The sequence below is a fragment of the Amycolatopsis sp. cg5 genome (assembly GCF_041346955.1).
Taxonomy (GTDB): domain Bacteria; phylum Actinomycetota; class Actinomycetes; order Mycobacteriales; family Pseudonocardiaceae; genus Amycolatopsis.
This window is the reverse complement of sequence record NZ_CP166849.1, coordinates 9,364,881-9,380,939: the sequence shown is the minus strand read 5'-3', so window position 1 is coordinate 9,380,939 and position 16,059 is coordinate 9,364,881. Positions and strand designations below refer to the sequence as shown.

The window sequence follows — 16,059 nt, the reverse complement described above, 5'->3', positions numbered from 1 at the left end:
GGAACGCGCATAAAGTACCCCACGAGCGTAACCATCGCCTCGTCGAGGTGGCCTTGTACGGTGGGCCCATGCAGATTGGCGTCCACGTTCACGAAGACGACCCGATCCAGACCGCCCGCGCGCGCGGCGGCGACGCGGTGCAGTTCTTCCTGAGCGATCCGCAGGGCTGGAAGGCGCCGAAGCCGCATCCGGCCGCCGAGGAGATCGCCGCGTCCGGGCTGGCGGTGTTCATCCACTCGCCGTACCTGATCAACGTGGCTTCGCTGAACAACCGCATCCGCATCCCCTCGCGCAAGAACGTCCAGCAGCACGCGGACGGCGCCAAGCTGGTCGGCGCGCGTGGCCTGATCGTGCACGGCGGGCACGTGCGCAAGGACGAAGATCCCCAGCAGGGGCTGGAGAACTGGCGCAAGCTGTTCGAGCGGCAGGCGAAGGACGGCGGCTTCGCGGTGCCGATCCTGATCGAGAACACCGCGGGCGGCGACAACGCGATGACCCGCGAACTCGACACCATCGCCAGGCTCTGGGACCAGGTCGGCGAGTTCGGCGCCGGGTTCTGCCTCGACACCTGCCACGCCTTCGCCGCGGGCTGGGACCTGAGCAAGGCCGTCGAGAAGGTCAAGTCGATCACCGGCCGGATCGACCTGGTGCACCTCAACAACTCACGCGACGAGTTCAACTCCGCGCGTGACCGGCACGCCAACGTCGTCAACGGCGAAGGCACGATCGACCCCGAGGTGCTCGCCGGTGTCGCGGCCGAGGCGGGCTGCCCGGTGATCGTGGAGACCCCGGCGGACGGCCAGGCCGACGACGTCGCCTACCTACGCGAGCGCCTCGCGGCGGCGTGACAGCACGACGAACCTGTCGGGGGCTCCGTCGAGGAAGCCCCCGATGGGGTCGTCGTCGCCGTGCAGCCGGACGAGATCGGTCGACGGCCGGTAGATCTCGCGCACGACCAGCACGCAGAGCCCGATCAGCGCCAGGTCGCGGACCACGACCGTGCCCAGGAACCAGCTCTCCGGCAGGCCCTTGTTGTCGACGCCGAGGTAATAGAACATCCGCGGCGCCCAGACGAGCGCGTCGAGCACCATCCAGGCGAGCAGCGGCCGCCAGCGCGGGATGGCGAGCACCGCGAGCGGGACGAGCCACAGCGAGTACTGCGGGTTCCACACCTTGCCGGTGAGCAGGAAAGCGGCCACCACCAGGAAGAACAGCTGTCCGACGCGAGGTCGTCTCGGCGCGGTCAGCGTCATGTAGGTGATGGCCGCGCAGCAGGCCATGAACACCACGACGATGACCACGTTGAGCACGTTCGGCGTCTCGCCTTTCGCGAGGACGCCGTCGAAGCCGGGCCAGCCGGTCAGGTACGAGACCACGTTGTAGATCGAGTCGGGGTCCACCGGCCGCAGCACGCTGAGCCGGAAGAACTCCTGCCAGCCGTCACGCATGAACAGCGCGAACGGCGCGTTGACCACCAACCAGGTGGCCGCGGTCGCGGTCGCGGTGACCAGCCACGCGCGGGTCTTCCCGGCACGCAGGCACAGCACGAACAGCGGTCCGAGCAGCAGCAGCGGATACAGCTTCGCCGCCGCGGCCAGCCCGAGCAGCACGCCGGCGGCCACCGGCTTCTTGCGTGCCCAGGCGAGGATGCCGACCGCGGTGAGCCCGGCGCCGATCGTGTCGAAGTTGGTGAACGCGTGCACCAGCATCAGCGGTGAGACCGCGACGAGCACCGCGTCCCACGGCCGTCGCCGGTTGGATCGGCTGGTCGCCCAGACGGCCAGCAGCCAGAACAGGCTCAGCCACAACGCGGAGAGATTGAAGTAGATCGCCACCGGCAGCGAGCCGGGGAACATCGCGAGTATGCCCGCGGTCAGCTTCGCGTTGATCCACTGGAACAACCCGGTGACCACCGGGTACTCCATGTACTTGAGCTGCGTGCCGGTGTCGTCGTTCCACGCGGTCGCGTACGGGAAGGTGCCCGGCTGGTTGAGCTTCTCGGCCGAGTAGAGCGGCACGAGGTCGGAGTAACACATCGCGACGTACGGACGGCCCGCTCGCCAGTCGAGCGCGGCGTGGCCGTCGCCGTCGGTGTAGGACTGGATGCACGCCGACTTGCCGAACCAGCTCGCGACCAGTGCCAGCACGGCGAGCAGCAGCCCGACCCGCTGCGGGGACCAGAACCAGTGCCTGCCGACCGCGGCGTGCTCGCCGAGCGGCCCGCCGATCGGTCTCGTCACCGCCGCCGCGAGCGGATCGGTGCGGCTCGGCGCCACCCGCTCGTCGAGACCGAGCGAGAGTGGCACTCCCGCTTCCAGCGCGGTGCTCTGATCGTCTGGCACGCGCGGATGCTATCGGCAACGGGGTGAACGGGTCGTCATTTAGGGTCGCCGTAGAACCGGTCGAGCACCTCCGCCGCGGCCCCGACGGCCACGATGTCCTCGCCGAGCGTGCTCACGTCGAGCCGGATGCGCTGCCAGTTCGGCAGCGGCAGGAGCTCCTCGAGCTTGGCGGCGACCGCGCTCGCGTACACCTCCGGCGCCGCCTGCACGGCGCGCCCGGCCAGCACGATCCGTTCCAGGTCGAGCACCTGGACCAGGTCGGCGAGCCCGATGCCGAGCAGGCCGGCGGCCTCCTCCTGGCTGCCTGCCTGGTTGTGCAGCACCTCGACGCACCCGCGCCTGCCGCACGGGCAGCGCGGGCCGTCGTAGGCGAGTGTGGTGTGCCCGAACTCGCCCGCGTTGGTGCGCGGTCCGCGGTAGAGCCTGCCGTCGATGAGCAGCCCGACGCCGATACCAGTGCCGACCAGCACCACGGCCGTCGACGGCTCCGGAGCGCGCGCGCTCCACTGGTGGGCCAGCGCGGCGGCGTTGGTGTCCTTGTCGACGATCACCGGCAGCCCGACGCTCTCGGCGAGCTGGTCCCGCAGCTTGACCTTGCGCCAGCCGGGCATGTTGGTCGCGTGGTGGACGACGCCGGTGCGGTGGTCGAGCGGGCCGAGCGCGCCGACGCCCATGCCGAGCAGTTTCGCCCGGTCGAGACCGGCGGACACCCGGTGCGCGCCGGCGGTGATGGCCTCGATCGCCTCGTCGGGGCCGAACCCGATCGGCAGCGGCGCGGTGGTCTCCGCGACCTCGTCGCCGAGCAGGTCGACGAGCACCACCTGCATCTCGTCGCGGTCGAGCTGCACGCCGAGCGCGTACCGGGCGTCCGGCCGGATCGCGAGTCTCGTGCGCGGCTTGCCGACCCCGGTCGCAGGCTGGCGCTGCTCGTCGAGCAGGCCGGCTTCCAGCAGCTCAGGCACGATTTTCGAGACCGCCTGCTGGGTGAGCCCGCTGCGCGCGGCCAGCTCGACGCGGCTCAGCCCGCCGCCGCGCCGGATCTCGGTGAGCAGCAGCGCGCGATTGTGCTGGCGTAGGCCGCGGAGGTTCACCCCGGTGTCTGTCACGTAAGGATCGTCGCATGTCTGGCGAATTACGCAACACTGTTGTTTAATAGAGGCATGGCTGACTTGCGAGCGGGAATCCTCGGTTACGGCATCGGCGGGCGCGTCTTCCACGCCCCGCTCATCGACTCGACGCCGGGTCTGGCCGTCGCGGCGATCGTCACCGGCAACCCGGAGCGCGCCGCGCAGGCCCAAGCCGACTACCCGAACGCCACGGTCGTCCCGGACGCCGACGCGTTGTTCGCGCTCGACCTGGACTTCGTCGTCGTCACGACCCCCAACCGCACCCACGCCGAGCTCGCGCTCAAGGCGATCGAGCACGGCGTGCCGGTGGTCGTCGACAAGCCGTTCGCGCGTACCGCTGCCGAGGCGTCCTCGGTGCTCGAGGCCGCGACGAAGGCGGGCGTCGGGCTCACCGTGTTCCAGAACCGGCGGCTCGACTCCGACTTCCTGACCGTCCGCAAGGTCATCGACTCCGGCAAGCTCGGCGAGATCGTCCGCTTCGAGTCCCGCTACGACCGCTGGGTGCCGACGCCCCGCGACAACTGGCGCCAGCTCGGCGACCCGGCCGAAGCGGGCGGGCTCTTCTACGACCTCGGCGCGCACATCGTCGACCAAGCGCTGCAGCTGTTCGGCCCGGTCACCGAGGTCTACGCCGAGATCGACATCCGGCGCGACGGCGGCGCGGTCGACGACGACGCGTTCGTCGCACTGCACCACGCGAGCGGCGTCCGCTCGCACCTGTGGGCCACCGCTTGGGCGGGCACGCTGAACCCGCGCTTCCGGTTGATGGGCAAGCAGGCCACGTTCACCAAGTTCGGCCTGGACGTACAGGAACCCCAGATCAAGAACGGTCTCCGTCCCGGTGACGACGGCTGGGGCGTCGAGCCCGAGTCGGACGCGGGCCTGCTCGGCGTCGGCGCGGAGGTCGAGCGTGTGCCGACCGAAACCGGGCGCTACGAAGACTTCTACGCACAGGTCCGCGATGCGCTGAACGGGACCGGCGAATTCCCGGTCGACCCGGCGAGCGCGGTGGAAGCGCTGCGGGTGATCGAAGCCGCGCAATTGTCCGCCAAGGAAAACCGCGTCGTAATCCTGTGAGCCGTACTGACGAATAGCCGGTTCGCCGGAGTGACCGCACCGCCGGGCACGGGCAGGATCCCTGACATGACTAGGGGAATCTCACGACGTAGCGCGTTGTCCGGCGGTATCGCGGCGGGGGTGGCGGTCGGCCTCGCGAAACCGGCGGCGGCGACCATCGAGATCGGGTACGCGTTCCGGCACGTCACGGTCGTCGACGTGATCAGCGGCAGGCTGCGGCCGGACATGACCGTGGTGGTCGTCGGCGACCGCATCGTCGCCGTCGGCCGCAGCCAGGACATCCGGGTCCCACCCGGCGTGCTGATCCACGACCTGCCCGGCAAGTTCCTCCTACCGGGACTGTGCGACCTGCACGTCCACACCGGCGCCGACGTCATCGACCTGCCACTGCATGTCGCGAACGGCGTCACCACGATCCGCGACATGAGCACCGAGCCCCGCCACTTCGAAATGCGACAGCGCGTCGAAGCCGGCACGTTGCTCGGCCCGCGCTGGGTGCTCGGCAGCCGCATCATCGACGGCGTCCCGTCGCTGTGGGACCCGAACTTCGCCAACATCGTCAAGGTTTCGGGCGACGCCGACGCCAGGGCGGCGGTCCGCCAAGCCAAGTCCGAGGGCGCCGAGTTCATCAAGATCTACACCCGCGTCTCGCCCGTCTCCCTGAACGCGATCGCCGACGAAACACGCAAGCTCGGCCTGCCGTTCCTCGGCCATTGCCCGGACAGCGTGCCGATCGAAACCGCTGTCGATTTGGGACAGCGCAGTTTCGAGCACCTTTTCTGGACCTTCTACGGCACTTCCCGCAAGGAAGCCGAGTTGGTCGAACGCCTGCGCAACCTCGATTTCCGCGACGGCGACTACAACAGCTGGTTCACCGCGATGCACCCGATCGAATGGGAAGCCGCGCACACGCACAGCCCGGTCAAGGCCCGCGCGCTCTTCGCGAAATTCGCCGCCCGCGGCGCACGCCAGGTGCCGACTTTGGCGCTGCACAACGTACTCGACCACGCCAGCGCCTACGTTCCCGAAAACGACCCGCTGCGCAAATACCTGCCGAAGTCCGCACTCGACCTCAACGATTTCGTGCTGCGCGAGTTCTACCTCAAGGGCCGCACACCGCAAACCGACGCCGAATGGGCCGCGCTGTGGGAACTGCGCCTCGGCCTCGTCGGCGAAATGCACCGCGCCGGCGTCCAGATCCTCGCCGGAACAGACGTCGGAACCGGTGAGATCTACCCTGGTTTCGCACTGCACGAAGAACTCCAGCACCTCGTGACCGCGGGAATGTCCCCGATGGCCGCACTCCGGTCCGCGACCATCGAGCCCGCGAAATTCCTTGGCAGGGAACGGGAATCCGGTTCGGTGAGCGTCGGCAAACTCGCCGACATGGTCCTGATCGACGCCGACCCGCTCGCGGACATCACCAACACCCGCAAGCTCCACTCGGTGTCGTTGCGCGGCAAGTACTACGACCCCGCCGCCCGCCAGAAAATGCTCGACGACGTCGAAAAGGCGGCGGCCACAATGCCCGCGGACGCCGTCACGGTCTCACTCTGCCCCTGTCACGCTGGCGCACACTGAACAACGAGAAAGGCCCGTCATCTCCGAAAAGATGACGGGCCTTTCTCGTTGTTTCAGGCGCTGCTACGGCTCCGAGCCGTTACCGCGACCGTTGTTGCCAGCCGGTGGCTGCGGGAAGATCGGTCCGCCGGTGCCACCACCGGGGCCGGGACGCGTCTTCGAGCTCGACGTCGTCTTGGACGACTCCGTCGTCTCCGACGGCGTGTTGCTCTCCGTCGTGTCCTCGGGCGTCTCGGTGGTCGTCGGCGTCTCGGTCTTCTTCGGCGTCGTGGTGACCTGGCCGGGGTCCTTGCCGATCGGCTTGAACGCCGGGAACTTCTCCGACGGCTTGCCGGTCAGGTACATGGAGATGAAGTTCTGCCAGATCGGGCCCGCGATCGTCGCACCGTAGATCGGCTTGCCGCCCTTGCCCTTCAACGCCTTGTTACCGTCGCCGCCGACCCAGACCGCGGCCGAGATGGACGGCGTGTAGCCCACCATCCAGGTCTGCGCGTTGAGGTTCGCGAACGCCTTGGGGTCGCCGTCGCGCATGCCGTACTGCTGGGTACCCGTCTTGCCGACACATTCGTGGTTCGGCGGGCACTTCAGGTTCGAGTGCGGGATGACGCCCTTGAGCGCCTCGGTGACGTTGTTGGCGATCTGCTTGCTCTTGTCCGCGTCGTTGGGCGCGAACGCGGGCGTGCCCTCGGTCTTGGGCTCGTAGGCGACCTCGTCCGCCGAGTTCGTCAGCTTCAGCACGAAGTGGCGGTCACGGCGCTGGCCGTCACCCGCGAAGGTCGCGTAGCTCGCTGCCATGTCCTCGGCGGTCGCCACCGTGGTACCACCGCCGAGCGAGATGTTGGCGTCGTCACCGAGCACGGCCGGGCCGTCCGGCTTGTCCTTGATGCCCGCGTCCTTGGCCGCCGTGACGACGGCCTTCGTGCCGGTCTTGTTGACCACCATGTCGAAGAACACGGTGTTGGCCGAGATGGCCATGGCCTCCTTGACCGTGCACTGCTCGCCACAGCTGGAGCTCTCGCCCGCGTTCCGGACCTTCCGGCCGCCGATCGTGCGGTTGTCCGAACCGTCGAAGGTCTCGCCGAGGCCCTTGTTCATCTTGAGGAAGGCCACCAGGTCGTAGGCCTTCATCGACGAACCGGGGTTGTGCGGGATGGAAGCCCAGTCCTGGCCGGTCTTGTTCTTCCCGGTGTCGCCGTCCGGCACCACCTCGGGACCGCCGTAGTAGGCGATCACCCCGCCGGTCTTCGGATCGACGGCCACCAGCGCGTTCAGCAGGTTCTCGTCGGTCTGGCCCTTCATCCCGTCCTCGACGGCCTTCTTGGCGTACTCCTGCGCCTTCGGGTCGATCGTGGTCTGGATCTTGTAGCCGCCGGAGAACAGCTTGTCCTCGTCGAAGCCCTGCTCGCTCAGCTCCGCGAGCACCTTCTTGCTGATGAAGTAGTCGGGCGAGCCTTCCGCCTGGTCCTTCAGGTCGTCGAGCGCGACCGGGGTCGGCAGCTGGGCGGCGTCGCGGTCCGCCTTGGTCATCCACTTGTTGGCGACCAGCTGGTCCATCACGAAGTTCCAGCGCTTCGTCATGTACTCCGCGTTGCCGGTGCGGCTCGGGCCCTGGATGGCGCCGGCCAGGTACGCGGCCTCGGCCTGGGTGAGGTCCTTGATGTCCTTGCCGAAGTACGCCTTCGCGGCCGCGCCGATACCGTCGGCGCGGCGGCCGAAGTAGATGGTGTTGAGGTAGGCGGCCAGGATGTCCGGCTTCTCCTGCTGGTTGGTCATCTTGAACGACTTGACCAGCTCGGTCCACTTACGGGTGAGCGTCGGGTCCTCGTTCTCGGTGGCCTTCTTGATGTACTGCTGGGAGATGGTCGAGCCACCGCCCTTGCCGCCGGTCAGCTGGTTGAAGACCGCGCGCAGGATGCCGGTGACGTCGAACCCGGAGTTGGTCTCGAACGTCGCGTCCTCCGCGGCGTAGACCGCGTGCTTGACGGTGTCCGGGATCTCCTCCGGCTTGACGATCTTCCGGTCGCCACCCTTCGGCGGCAGCATCTTGCCCATCGGGCTGCCGTCGGCGTAGGTGAAGCTGATCGGCTGGCTCTGCCGCGCCGCGACGCTCTCCTGCGACGGGACGTCGACCAGGAAGTAGGTGATCGTGAACGCGATCGCCGGGATCACGAAGAAGATGGCGACGAACGCGTACGCGCAGCGGCGGACGATCTTCCAGCGGCGCTTCTTCTTCTGCGCCGGGGTGAGGATCGGCTTGCCCTTTTTGTCGAGCTCAGGGCCTTCGCCGGTGTCTTCGGGCTCGTCGGTGCCGTAGTCGTTGAACCTGGCCTCGTCGTAGTCGTCGTAGCCAAGGTCGTCGGCGGTGCCGTTGTGCTCGTGGTGGGTGATCAGGTCGGGCTCGACCTGCGGCTCCGGCGGGCGCCTGCGTGCCTGCTGCGGACCGCCCTGGCGATAACCACCCGGAGGAGTGGCGGGCGGACGGCCGCCACCGGGCGGCGGCGGTCCCTGGCGGCGAGGGGGTGCGCCGGCGCCGGGCGGGGGTCCCGGGCGCTGCGGACGGCCCATGTTGCCTTCGTCACCCGCGGGCCACTGGGGCGCGCCGCCACCACCGTTACCGCGCGGCTGCGCGGGTCGCTGGGGACGCTGAGGACGTCTCGGTGCCTCGTCGCCAGGCCACTGCGGTGCTTCTTCACCCGGCCATTGGGCACGGCGAGGGGCATCTGGCTCCTGACCAGGCCAAGAGCGGTTGCGATCGTCGTTCACGAATGAGCCTCCGAAGTGGCGTTTCGGGGTACGCCACTGGCGTTTACAGCGGTTTCTTCTGCTGGCGTCACTGGCCCGCGGTCCTCCGCGGACGGGACCGCGTATGCGGGTCTCCTGTGCCCAGGACGTATGACTGCACCAGGTGGTTCCAGTGACACGTCCGGCAAACCTCGACGACGTAGACGGTGAACTCCGAGAAGAGCCCATCCATCCTGGTCAGCTCGTCGGACGCGCGTGCCGAACCGGCCACGTGCTTGAGCTCGTCGCCATAGACCCACGAGACCAGCGTGAGCTGCTCCTTCCGGCAGATCGGGCATGGATTTTCGCCCGTCTCGCCGTGGAACTTCGCAGCTCGCAGCAGGTACGGGCTGGCATCGCACACGTCGTGGGTGCCTACTCGTCCGGCGTGGACGCCCGCCAGCAGCGCACGGCGCTGCAAGGCGTAGTCCACGACCTCCCGCTGGTTTCGCACGACAACAGAGTACGGGCTAAGTCTGTGTGGACCATGGGCCGTTCGTCCTAGCGCGGCGACGGCCAAGCCCGACACGCCGGAATTTTCGTAACTCTCTGGTGAAAATGCCCACTTGGCTGTACGGCCAGAAGGGTTACCTGCGCCACTTCGATGTATCGGCGCGATATACTCGGGCGGTAGGTTGCCAAAGGCGGCAAGCGAGCATCCGGGCTAACGCCGGTGGAGGCCGTTTGTTCCCGAAGGGGGTGTCGGTGTGCTGGAGTTCGCAATCCTGGGACTGCTGCACGAGGCCCCCATGCACGGCTACGTGCTGCGCAAACGTTTGCACGAGACGCTCGGGATGTTCCGGACCTTCTCCTACGGGTCGCTTTATCCGACCCTGCGGCGGCTGCTCCGGGACGGCTTCATCACCGAGGAGCTGGACGAAGAAGAGAACAAGGCGTGGTCGAGGCGTGGCCGCCGGGTCTACAAGCTCACGGCCGAGGGCAAGGAGCACTTCGCCGAGCTGCTCGGCGACGCCGGTCCGCAGACCTGGGACGACGAAGGGTTCGGCGTCCACCTCGCGTTCTTCTCGCGGACACCGGCCGACGTCAGGATGCGGATATTGGAAGGCCGCCGCCGACGCGTCGAGGAGCGGCGTGAAGGACTCCGGGCCGCCATGGCCAGGGCCGAGGAGAAGATCGACCGCTATACCCGCGAGCTGCACCGGCTTGGGCTGGAGTCGAGCGAGCGGGAAGTGCGCTGGCTCAACGAGCTGATCGCGCACGAACAAGCCGAGCAGCGCGCTCAGGAGGATTGAGCGCTCAGCTCGGCCGAGCACCTACAACACAGTAAAACGAGCTAAGGAGAATCCGGCATGGGCGAGCACCGCCGCAGTGTTCGGGTGGCCATCGTTGGCGTCGGCAACTGCGCGGCGTCGCTGGTGCAGGGCGTCCAGTACTACCGTGACGCCGACGCGGGTTCCCGCGTGCCCGGCTTGATGCATGTGCAGTTCGGCGAGTACCACGTCCGCGACATCGAGTTCGTCGCCGCGTTCGACGTGGACGCGAAGAAGGTCGGCCGCGACCTCTCGGAAGCCATCGTCGCGAGTGAGAACAACACCATCAAGATCGCCGACGTTCCCCCGCTCGGGGTGACCGTCCAGCGTGGACACACCCATGACGGGCTCGGCCGCTTCTACCGCGAGACCATCGAGGAGTCCGACGAGACCCCGGTCGACATCGTCGCCGCGCTCCGCGAGGCCGAGGTCGACGTGCTGGTCTCCTACCTGCCGGTGGGTTCCGAGGTCGCCGACAAGTTCTACGCGCAGGCCTGCATCGACGCGAAGGTCGCCTTCGTCAACGCGCTGCCGGTGTTCATCGCCTCCGACCCCGAGTGGGCAGCCAAGTTCACCGAGGCCGGTGTCCCGATCGTCGGCGACGACATCAAGTCCCAGGTCGGCGCCACCATCACGCACCGCGTGCTGGCGAAGCTGTTCGAGGACCGCGGTGTCCAGCTCGACCGCACGATGCAGCTCAACGTGGGCGGGAACATGGACTTCCTGAACATGAAGGAGCTCGAGCGCCTCGAGTCCAAGAAGATCTCGAAGACCCAGTCGGTCACCTCGCAGGTCGACCGCGACCTCGGCAAGGGCAACGTCCACATCGGACCGTCCGACTACGTCCAGTGGCTCGACGACCGCAAGTGGGCCTACGTCCGCCTCGAGGGCCGCGCGTTCGGCGACGTGCCGCTGAACATGGAGTACAAGCTCGAGGTCTGGGACTCCCCCAACTCGGCGGGCATCATCATCGACGCCGTCCGCGCCGCGAAGATCGCCAAGGACCGCGGCATCGGCGGCCCGATCCTCTCGGCCTCGTCCTACTTCATGAAGTCCCCGCCGGAGCAGTACGACGACTCCACCGCCCGCGACGCGGTCGAGAAGTTCATCCGCGGCGAAGACTAGAAGGACTCGTGAGCGTTGCGGGCGGTTCTAACCGCCCGCAACGCTCACGACCTAGATGGCCTCGGGCGCCTTGGTCAGGTCGCCGCCGGCGCCGCCCGTGTTCACCGTGCCGCGTGGTTCGATGAGCAGCACCGACGCGACCTCGTCGGCGATCGGGCAGTGCTCGACGCCCCGGGGCACCACGTACATCTCGCGCGGCCCGAGTTCGACGTCGCCGTCGCGCAGCTGGATCGTGAGTTTGCCGTCCAGCACCAGGAAAAGCTCGTCCGTCTCGTCGTGCGTGTGCCAGACGAACTCGCCCTTGATCTTGACGAGCTTGATGTCGTAGTCGTTGAGGCCCGCGACCAGTTTCGGCGCGTAGACGTCCGAGAACAGGCCGAACTTCTCGTCGAGATTCACCTTCATAAGCCCATGATGCCCGGCAATTCGCCGATGTCACCGAGAACGGTCGTCCGCTCCAGCACCGCCGGGTCCGGCGGGAAGTGCGGGTTCGGCACGGCGTACACGGTCATCCCCGCGGCCAGCGCCGCCTTGAGGCCGTTCGTCGTGTCCTCGACAGCCGCACAGCGCGAAGCGTCGACGCCCAGCCGCCGCGTCGCTTCGAGATAGACGTCGGGCGCCGGCTTCCCCTTCGCGACCTTCTCGCTGGAGAGCGCGACTTTCACGAGGTCTTCGAGCCCGGTCGCGACCAGGAACGAATCGATCAGCACCTGCGGCGACGAACTCGCGATCGCGACCGGATACGCCGCCGCGACCGCCCTGACCGCCTCCGGCCCGCCTGTGATCACCGGCGGTCCCTCGGCGTAGCGCTCGGCCATGCGCCGGATGACCTCGTCGGCGATCTCGTCCGGCGGCAGGTCGACGCCCAGTCCCGCCAGGTAGCGCGCCCATTCCGGGGTGCTCATCCCCTGCTGCGCGCGGGTCGCCTCATCGGTCCAGGCGCCGCCGTGCTCGGCGACGAACCGCCTGCGCACCTCGTCCCAGATCTGCTCGGAGTCCACCAGTACACCGTCGAGATCGAAGACCACCCCATCCATACGGGGAACCGTACTGGGGCGGGCAACCCGGCGCGCCGATGATCTTGAGCATGATCCAGTCCGTGGTCGCGAAGCACGAGGTCCGCTACGGTCCGGTCCGACTGGGTGGCCTATGACCTCGCCGCGGGGGCGGTGCGACGGCTGAGTAAGGCCGAGAATCTGCGTCTGAGCTGCTGGTTCTCGCCTGTGTCCTGAATTACTTAGCTATGCTTACTAAAATTAGTTAGCATAGCTAAGTAAGAAGGGAGAACGAAGTTGAGTACACCTGGTCACTCGAATCTGCTGGACGCGATCAAAGGTCAGCCCCGGCAAGTCTGGATCACCGCGTTCGCCGCCGTGATCGCGTTCATGGGCATCGGGCTGGTCGACCCGATCTTGCTTTCGATAGCGAAGGGCCTGCATGCCACGCCCTCCCAGGTGACGCTCCTGTTCTCCTCCTACCTCGGCATCCAGGCCGTCGCGATGCTGGTCACCGGCGCGGCGAGCGCGCGGTTCGGCGCGAAGCGGACCGTGCTCGTCGGGTTGACGCTGGTCGTCGCCGCGACGGCGCTGTGCGCGGCGGCGGGCTCGATCGAGCAGCTGGTCGGGCTGCGCGCGGTTTGGGGACTGGGCAACGCCTTCTTCATCGCGACCGCGTTGTCGGTGATCGTCGGCGCGGCGACCGGCGGGCAGGCGGGTGCGATCCTGCTCTACGAGGCGGCGCTCGGCGTCGGGCTCGCGGTCGGGCCGCTGCTGGGCGCGCTGCTCGGCAGCATCTCTTGGCGCGGGCCGTTCCTCGGCACTTCGATCCTGATGGCGGGCGCGCTCGTGCTGTGCGCGGTGTTCCTGAGCAGCGACGCGCGTGAAAAGCGGCAGCCGGTCAAGCTGCTGGACCCGTTCCGCGCGCTCGGCCACCCCGGACTGCTGCGCACCGCGCTCGGATCCGCGCTGTACACGGCCGCTTTCTTCGCGGTGCTGGCCTGGTCGCCGTTCGTGCTCGGGTTCAGCGCGGTCGCGGTCGGCCTGATCTTCTGCGGCTGGGGGCTGTGCGTCGCCTTCGCCAGTGTGGCGCTCGCGCCGAAGCTGGCCGCCAAGCTCGGCGAACGGCACGCCACCACGGTCGCCGTGTTCGGCTACGCGGCGTTGCTGCTGGTCATGGCCATTCCGAGCAAGCCGGTGCTGGTCGTCGGCATCATCTTGAGCGGGCTGGTGTCCGGCCTGCTGAACACGTTGTTCACCGGCACCGCGATGTCGATCAGCGACGCGCCTCGCCCGGTGGCGAGCGCGGGGTACAACTTCTGCCGCTGGCTCGGTGGCGCGGTCGCGGCCACGCTGGTGGGCCACGTCGCCGAGTGGTTCGAGTCGCCGCACGCCCCATTCGTGGTAGCGGCCGTACTCTGCGTGATCGCCGGTGCGCTCCTCGCGGTCAAGGAGCGGGTGGCTGACCAGCACGTTCTGCCTCAGGAGGCGATCTTGGTCGGCGAGGAGTTCTGACGAACCGGGTGAGCACTGTGTGATGTACCGCCATTCGTGGTTGTACATCCTGTGTTCACCCAAATGTCGGAGTTGCCACGTTTGGGACGCTTAACGTCGCTTTGTTCCCCGACTGAGTGACCCTGGAGGCCTTGTGTCCTTCGAGCCTGGGCGGCCGTTGCCCTTGTTCACGTCCCACCACCCGGGTGGTCGATCGCCGATCACCTGCGAGTACCGCTGTGGCAACGCGTGCGCGCACCCCGAGCCGAACAAGTCGGACAACGAATACTTCGGCGATGTCGTCAAGGAAGCCATCTCGCGCCGCGGTGCGTTCAAAGCCGGCGCCGTCGTGGCCGCCGCCGCGGGCGGGCTGACCGCGCTCGCCGGCACCGCGGCCGCCGCGTCCACCGTGTCCACTTCGGACACCGGAGCCGACGCCTACCGAAAGCGTCCCGAGCGGCCGATCCCCGGCACCGACTTCGACCCGGTCGCGCCGAACACGGCCGACGCCGTCACGATCCCGCCGGGCTACGGCCAGAGCGTGGTCATCCGCTGGGGCGACGCGGTCGTGCCAGGCGCGCCGAAGTTCGACTTCCACAACCAGACCGCGGCCGCGCAGGAGAAGCAGTTCGGCTACAACAACGACTTCACCGCGCTGATCCCGCAGGACGCGCTCGGCATCCGCAACCTGCTGGTGTGCAACCACGAGTACACCACCGAGCTGCACATGTTCCCCGCCGACCAGTACGACCCGAAGAACCCGACCGAGGAGCAGGTCAAGATCGCCTGGGCGGCACACGGCCTCTCGGTCGTGCAGACCGTGCGCGACCCGCTTTTCGGTGCGCTGCGGGCGGTTCCGAGCAAGTACAACCGCCGCATCACGCTCAACACCATCTTCGAGGTGCGCGGCCCGGTCGCCGGTTCGAAGTACCTGCAGACCTCGGCGGACCCGAGCGGTCGCAAGGTGCGCGGCACGCAGAACAACTGCTCCGGTGGCGTGACCCCTTGGGGCACCGTGCTTTCCGGCGAGGAGAACATCCACCAGTACTTCGCCAACTCGGACAAGGTGACCGACCCGGTCGCGTCCGCGCGCCTCAAGCGCTACGCGATCGGCGCCGGTGAGTCGACCCGCAAGTGGGAGCGGTTCGACAAGCGCTGGGACGTTTCCAAGGAGCCCAACGAGCCCAACCGGTTCGGCTGGGTGGTCGAGATCGACCCGAACGACCCGAACTCCACGCCCATCAAGCACACCGCGCTCGGCCGGTTGAAGCACGAAGGCGCGAACATCAAGATCACCGCCGACGGCCGGGTCGCCGCCTACACCGGTGACGACGAGCGTTTCGAGTACCTCTACAAGTACGTGTCGAAGGGCAAGTACAAGAAGGGCACCGGCGCGCACGTCCGGCGGCACAACTCCGCGCTGCTCGACGACGGCACGCTCTACGTCGCCAAGTTCACCGGTGACAGCCCGGAGGCCGAGATCGACGGCAGCGGCAAGCTGCCGTCCGACGGCGAGTTCGACGGTGTCGGCGAGTGGATCCCGCTGGCCAGCGGCGACAAGTCCTTTGTGGACGGTTTCACCGCCGAAGAGGTCTACATCTTCACCCGGCAGGCGGCGGACAAGGTCGGCGCCACGAAGATGGACCGCCCGGAGGACGTCGAGCCGAACCCGGTCAACGGCCGGATCTACGCGGCGCTGACCAACAACAGCGACCGTGGCGCCGCGGGCAAGCCAGGCGTCAGCGAGGTGGCTCCGCGCAAGGCCAACAAGAACGGCCAGATCCTGGAGCTGGAAGAGGACTGCGACGACGCCAGCGCCACGCGGTTCACCTGGCGCCTGCTGCTGGTCTGCGGTGACCCGAAGGCGGCCGACACCTACTTCGGCGGCTACCCCAAGGACAAGGTCAGCCCGATCTCCTGCCCGGACAACGTCACCTTCGACTCGCGGGGCAACCTGTGGATCTCGACCGACGGAAATGCCTTGGGCAGCAACGACGGACTGTTCTCGGTACCGGTGAGCGGGCCGGAACGTGGCCGGGTCAAACAGTTCCTGACGGTTCCGGTCGGCGCGGAGACCTGTGGCCCCGTGGTCACCGATCACCTCGTGCTGGTGGCCGTGCAGCACCCCGGTGAGAACGCGACGAGTTCCGCGAACCCGACCTCGCACTGGCCGGACGGTGGCACCTCGCAGCCGCGTCCGTCGATCGTTTCGGTGTGGAAGAAGGGGCACTTCGGTCTCGTCGGACGCATCGGCGAGCGGTAGTCC

At 67.9% G+C, this 16,059-nt stretch carries 13 protein-coding genes; 7 read left to right on the top strand and 6 right to left on the bottom strand.

Translation table 11 applies throughout. The features are described 5' to 3' along the window. Positions 1 to 68: 68 nt before the first annotated feature. Positions 69 to 848: a deoxyribonuclease IV gene (locus tag AB5J62_RS42820; RefSeq protein WP_370945774.1), complete on the top strand. Its 780-nt coding sequence runs from the start codon at positions 69 to 71 to the stop codon at positions 846 to 848. Here AB5J62_RS42820 and AB5J62_RS42815 read toward each other — a convergent pair. Beyond that, a complete protein-coding gene (locus tag AB5J62_RS42815; protein ID WP_370945773.1) occupies positions 822 to 2,342 on the bottom strand; it encodes a glycosyltransferase family 87 protein in 1,521 nt (506 codons plus the stop codon). The two genes, AB5J62_RS42820 and AB5J62_RS42815, sit on opposite strands and share 27 nt — an antisense overlap. Positions 2,343 to 2,377: 35 nt before the next feature. After that, the gene (locus tag AB5J62_RS42810; RefSeq protein WP_370945772.1) at positions 2,378 to 3,448 is read right to left on the bottom strand and encodes an ROK family transcriptional regulator; all 1,071 of its coding nucleotides are present in this window, start codon (positions 3,446 to 3,448) and stop codon (positions 2,378 to 2,380) included. A gap of 54 nt (positions 3,449 to 3,502) precedes the next feature. On the opposite strand from AB5J62_RS42810, the gene AB5J62_RS42805 reads away from it, so the two are divergent. Continuing rightward, positions 3,503 to 4,546 (top strand): Gfo/Idh/MocA family oxidoreductase, encoded by a 1,044-nt coding sequence (locus AB5J62_RS42805; RefSeq protein WP_370945771.1) that lies wholly within the window; start codon positions 3,503 to 3,505, stop codon positions 4,544 to 4,546. A gap of 66 nt (positions 4,547 to 4,612) precedes the next feature. Next, positions 4,613 to 6,127 (top strand): amidohydrolase family protein, encoded by a 1,515-nt coding sequence (locus tag AB5J62_RS42800; RefSeq protein ID WP_370945770.1) that lies wholly within the window; start codon positions 4,613 to 4,615, stop codon positions 6,125 to 6,127. A 63-nt stretch (positions 6,128 to 6,190) separates the two neighbouring features. On the opposite strand, the gene AB5J62_RS42795 is transcribed toward AB5J62_RS42800, so the two are convergent. Both AB5J62_RS42795 and AB5J62_RS42790 read right to left on the bottom strand, forming a co-directional pair. Further along, on the bottom strand, positions 6,191 to 8,692 hold the full coding sequence (locus AB5J62_RS42795) for a transglycosylase domain-containing protein (RefSeq protein ID WP_370945769.1): 2,502 nt from the start codon (positions 8,690 to 8,692) through the stop codon (positions 6,191 to 6,193). A gap of 265 nt (positions 8,693 to 8,957) precedes the next feature. Continuing rightward, positions 8,958 to 9,362 (bottom strand): DUF5318 domain-containing protein, encoded by a 405-nt coding sequence (locus tag AB5J62_RS42790; protein WP_370945768.1) that lies wholly within the window; start codon positions 9,360 to 9,362, stop codon positions 8,958 to 8,960. Positions 9,363 to 9,615: 253 nt separating this feature from the next. On the opposite strand from AB5J62_RS42790, the gene AB5J62_RS42785 reads away from it, so the two are divergent. Beyond that, positions 9,616 to 10,161 (top strand): PadR family transcriptional regulator, encoded by a 546-nt coding sequence (locus AB5J62_RS42785; protein ID WP_091288769.1) that lies wholly within the window; start codon positions 9,616 to 9,618, stop codon positions 10,159 to 10,161. A gap of 57 nt (positions 10,162 to 10,218) precedes the next feature. Next, positions 10,219 to 11,304, top strand: a complete 1,086-nt coding sequence (locus tag AB5J62_RS42780) for an inositol-3-phosphate synthase (protein WP_370945767.1) — start codon at positions 10,219 to 10,221, stop codon at positions 11,302 to 11,304. Between the two features lie 51 nt (positions 11,305 to 11,355). Here the strand turns inward: AB5J62_RS42780 and AB5J62_RS42775 are convergent, their stop codons facing one another. Together AB5J62_RS42775 and AB5J62_RS42770 are read right to left on the bottom strand one after the other, a co-directional pair. Next, positions 11,356 to 11,709 (bottom strand): cupin domain-containing protein, encoded by a 354-nt coding sequence (locus AB5J62_RS42775; RefSeq protein ID WP_370945766.1) that lies wholly within the window; start codon positions 11,707 to 11,709, stop codon positions 11,356 to 11,358. Beyond that, the gene (locus AB5J62_RS42770) at positions 11,706 to 12,341 is read right to left on the bottom strand and encodes an HAD family hydrolase (protein WP_370945765.1); all 636 of its coding nucleotides are present in this window, start codon (positions 12,339 to 12,341) and stop codon (positions 11,706 to 11,708) included. The genes AB5J62_RS42775 and AB5J62_RS42770 overlap by 4 nt, the downstream gene beginning before the upstream one ends. A 255-nt stretch (positions 12,342 to 12,596) precedes the next feature. On the opposite strand from AB5J62_RS42770, the gene AB5J62_RS42765 reads away from it, so the two are divergent. Next, positions 12,597 to 13,814 carry an MFS transporter gene (locus tag AB5J62_RS42765; protein ID WP_370945764.1) on the top strand — a complete coding sequence of 406 codons (1,218 nt, stop codon included), beginning with the start codon at positions 12,597 to 12,599 and terminating at the stop codon, positions 13,812 to 13,814. Positions 13,815 to 13,947: 133 nt separating this feature from the next. Beyond that, positions 13,948 to 16,056: a PhoX family phosphatase gene (locus AB5J62_RS42760; protein ID WP_370945763.1), complete on the top strand. Its 2,109-nt coding sequence runs from the start codon at positions 13,948 to 13,950 to the stop codon at positions 16,054 to 16,056. Positions 16,057 to 16,059: the final 3 nt, after the last annotated feature.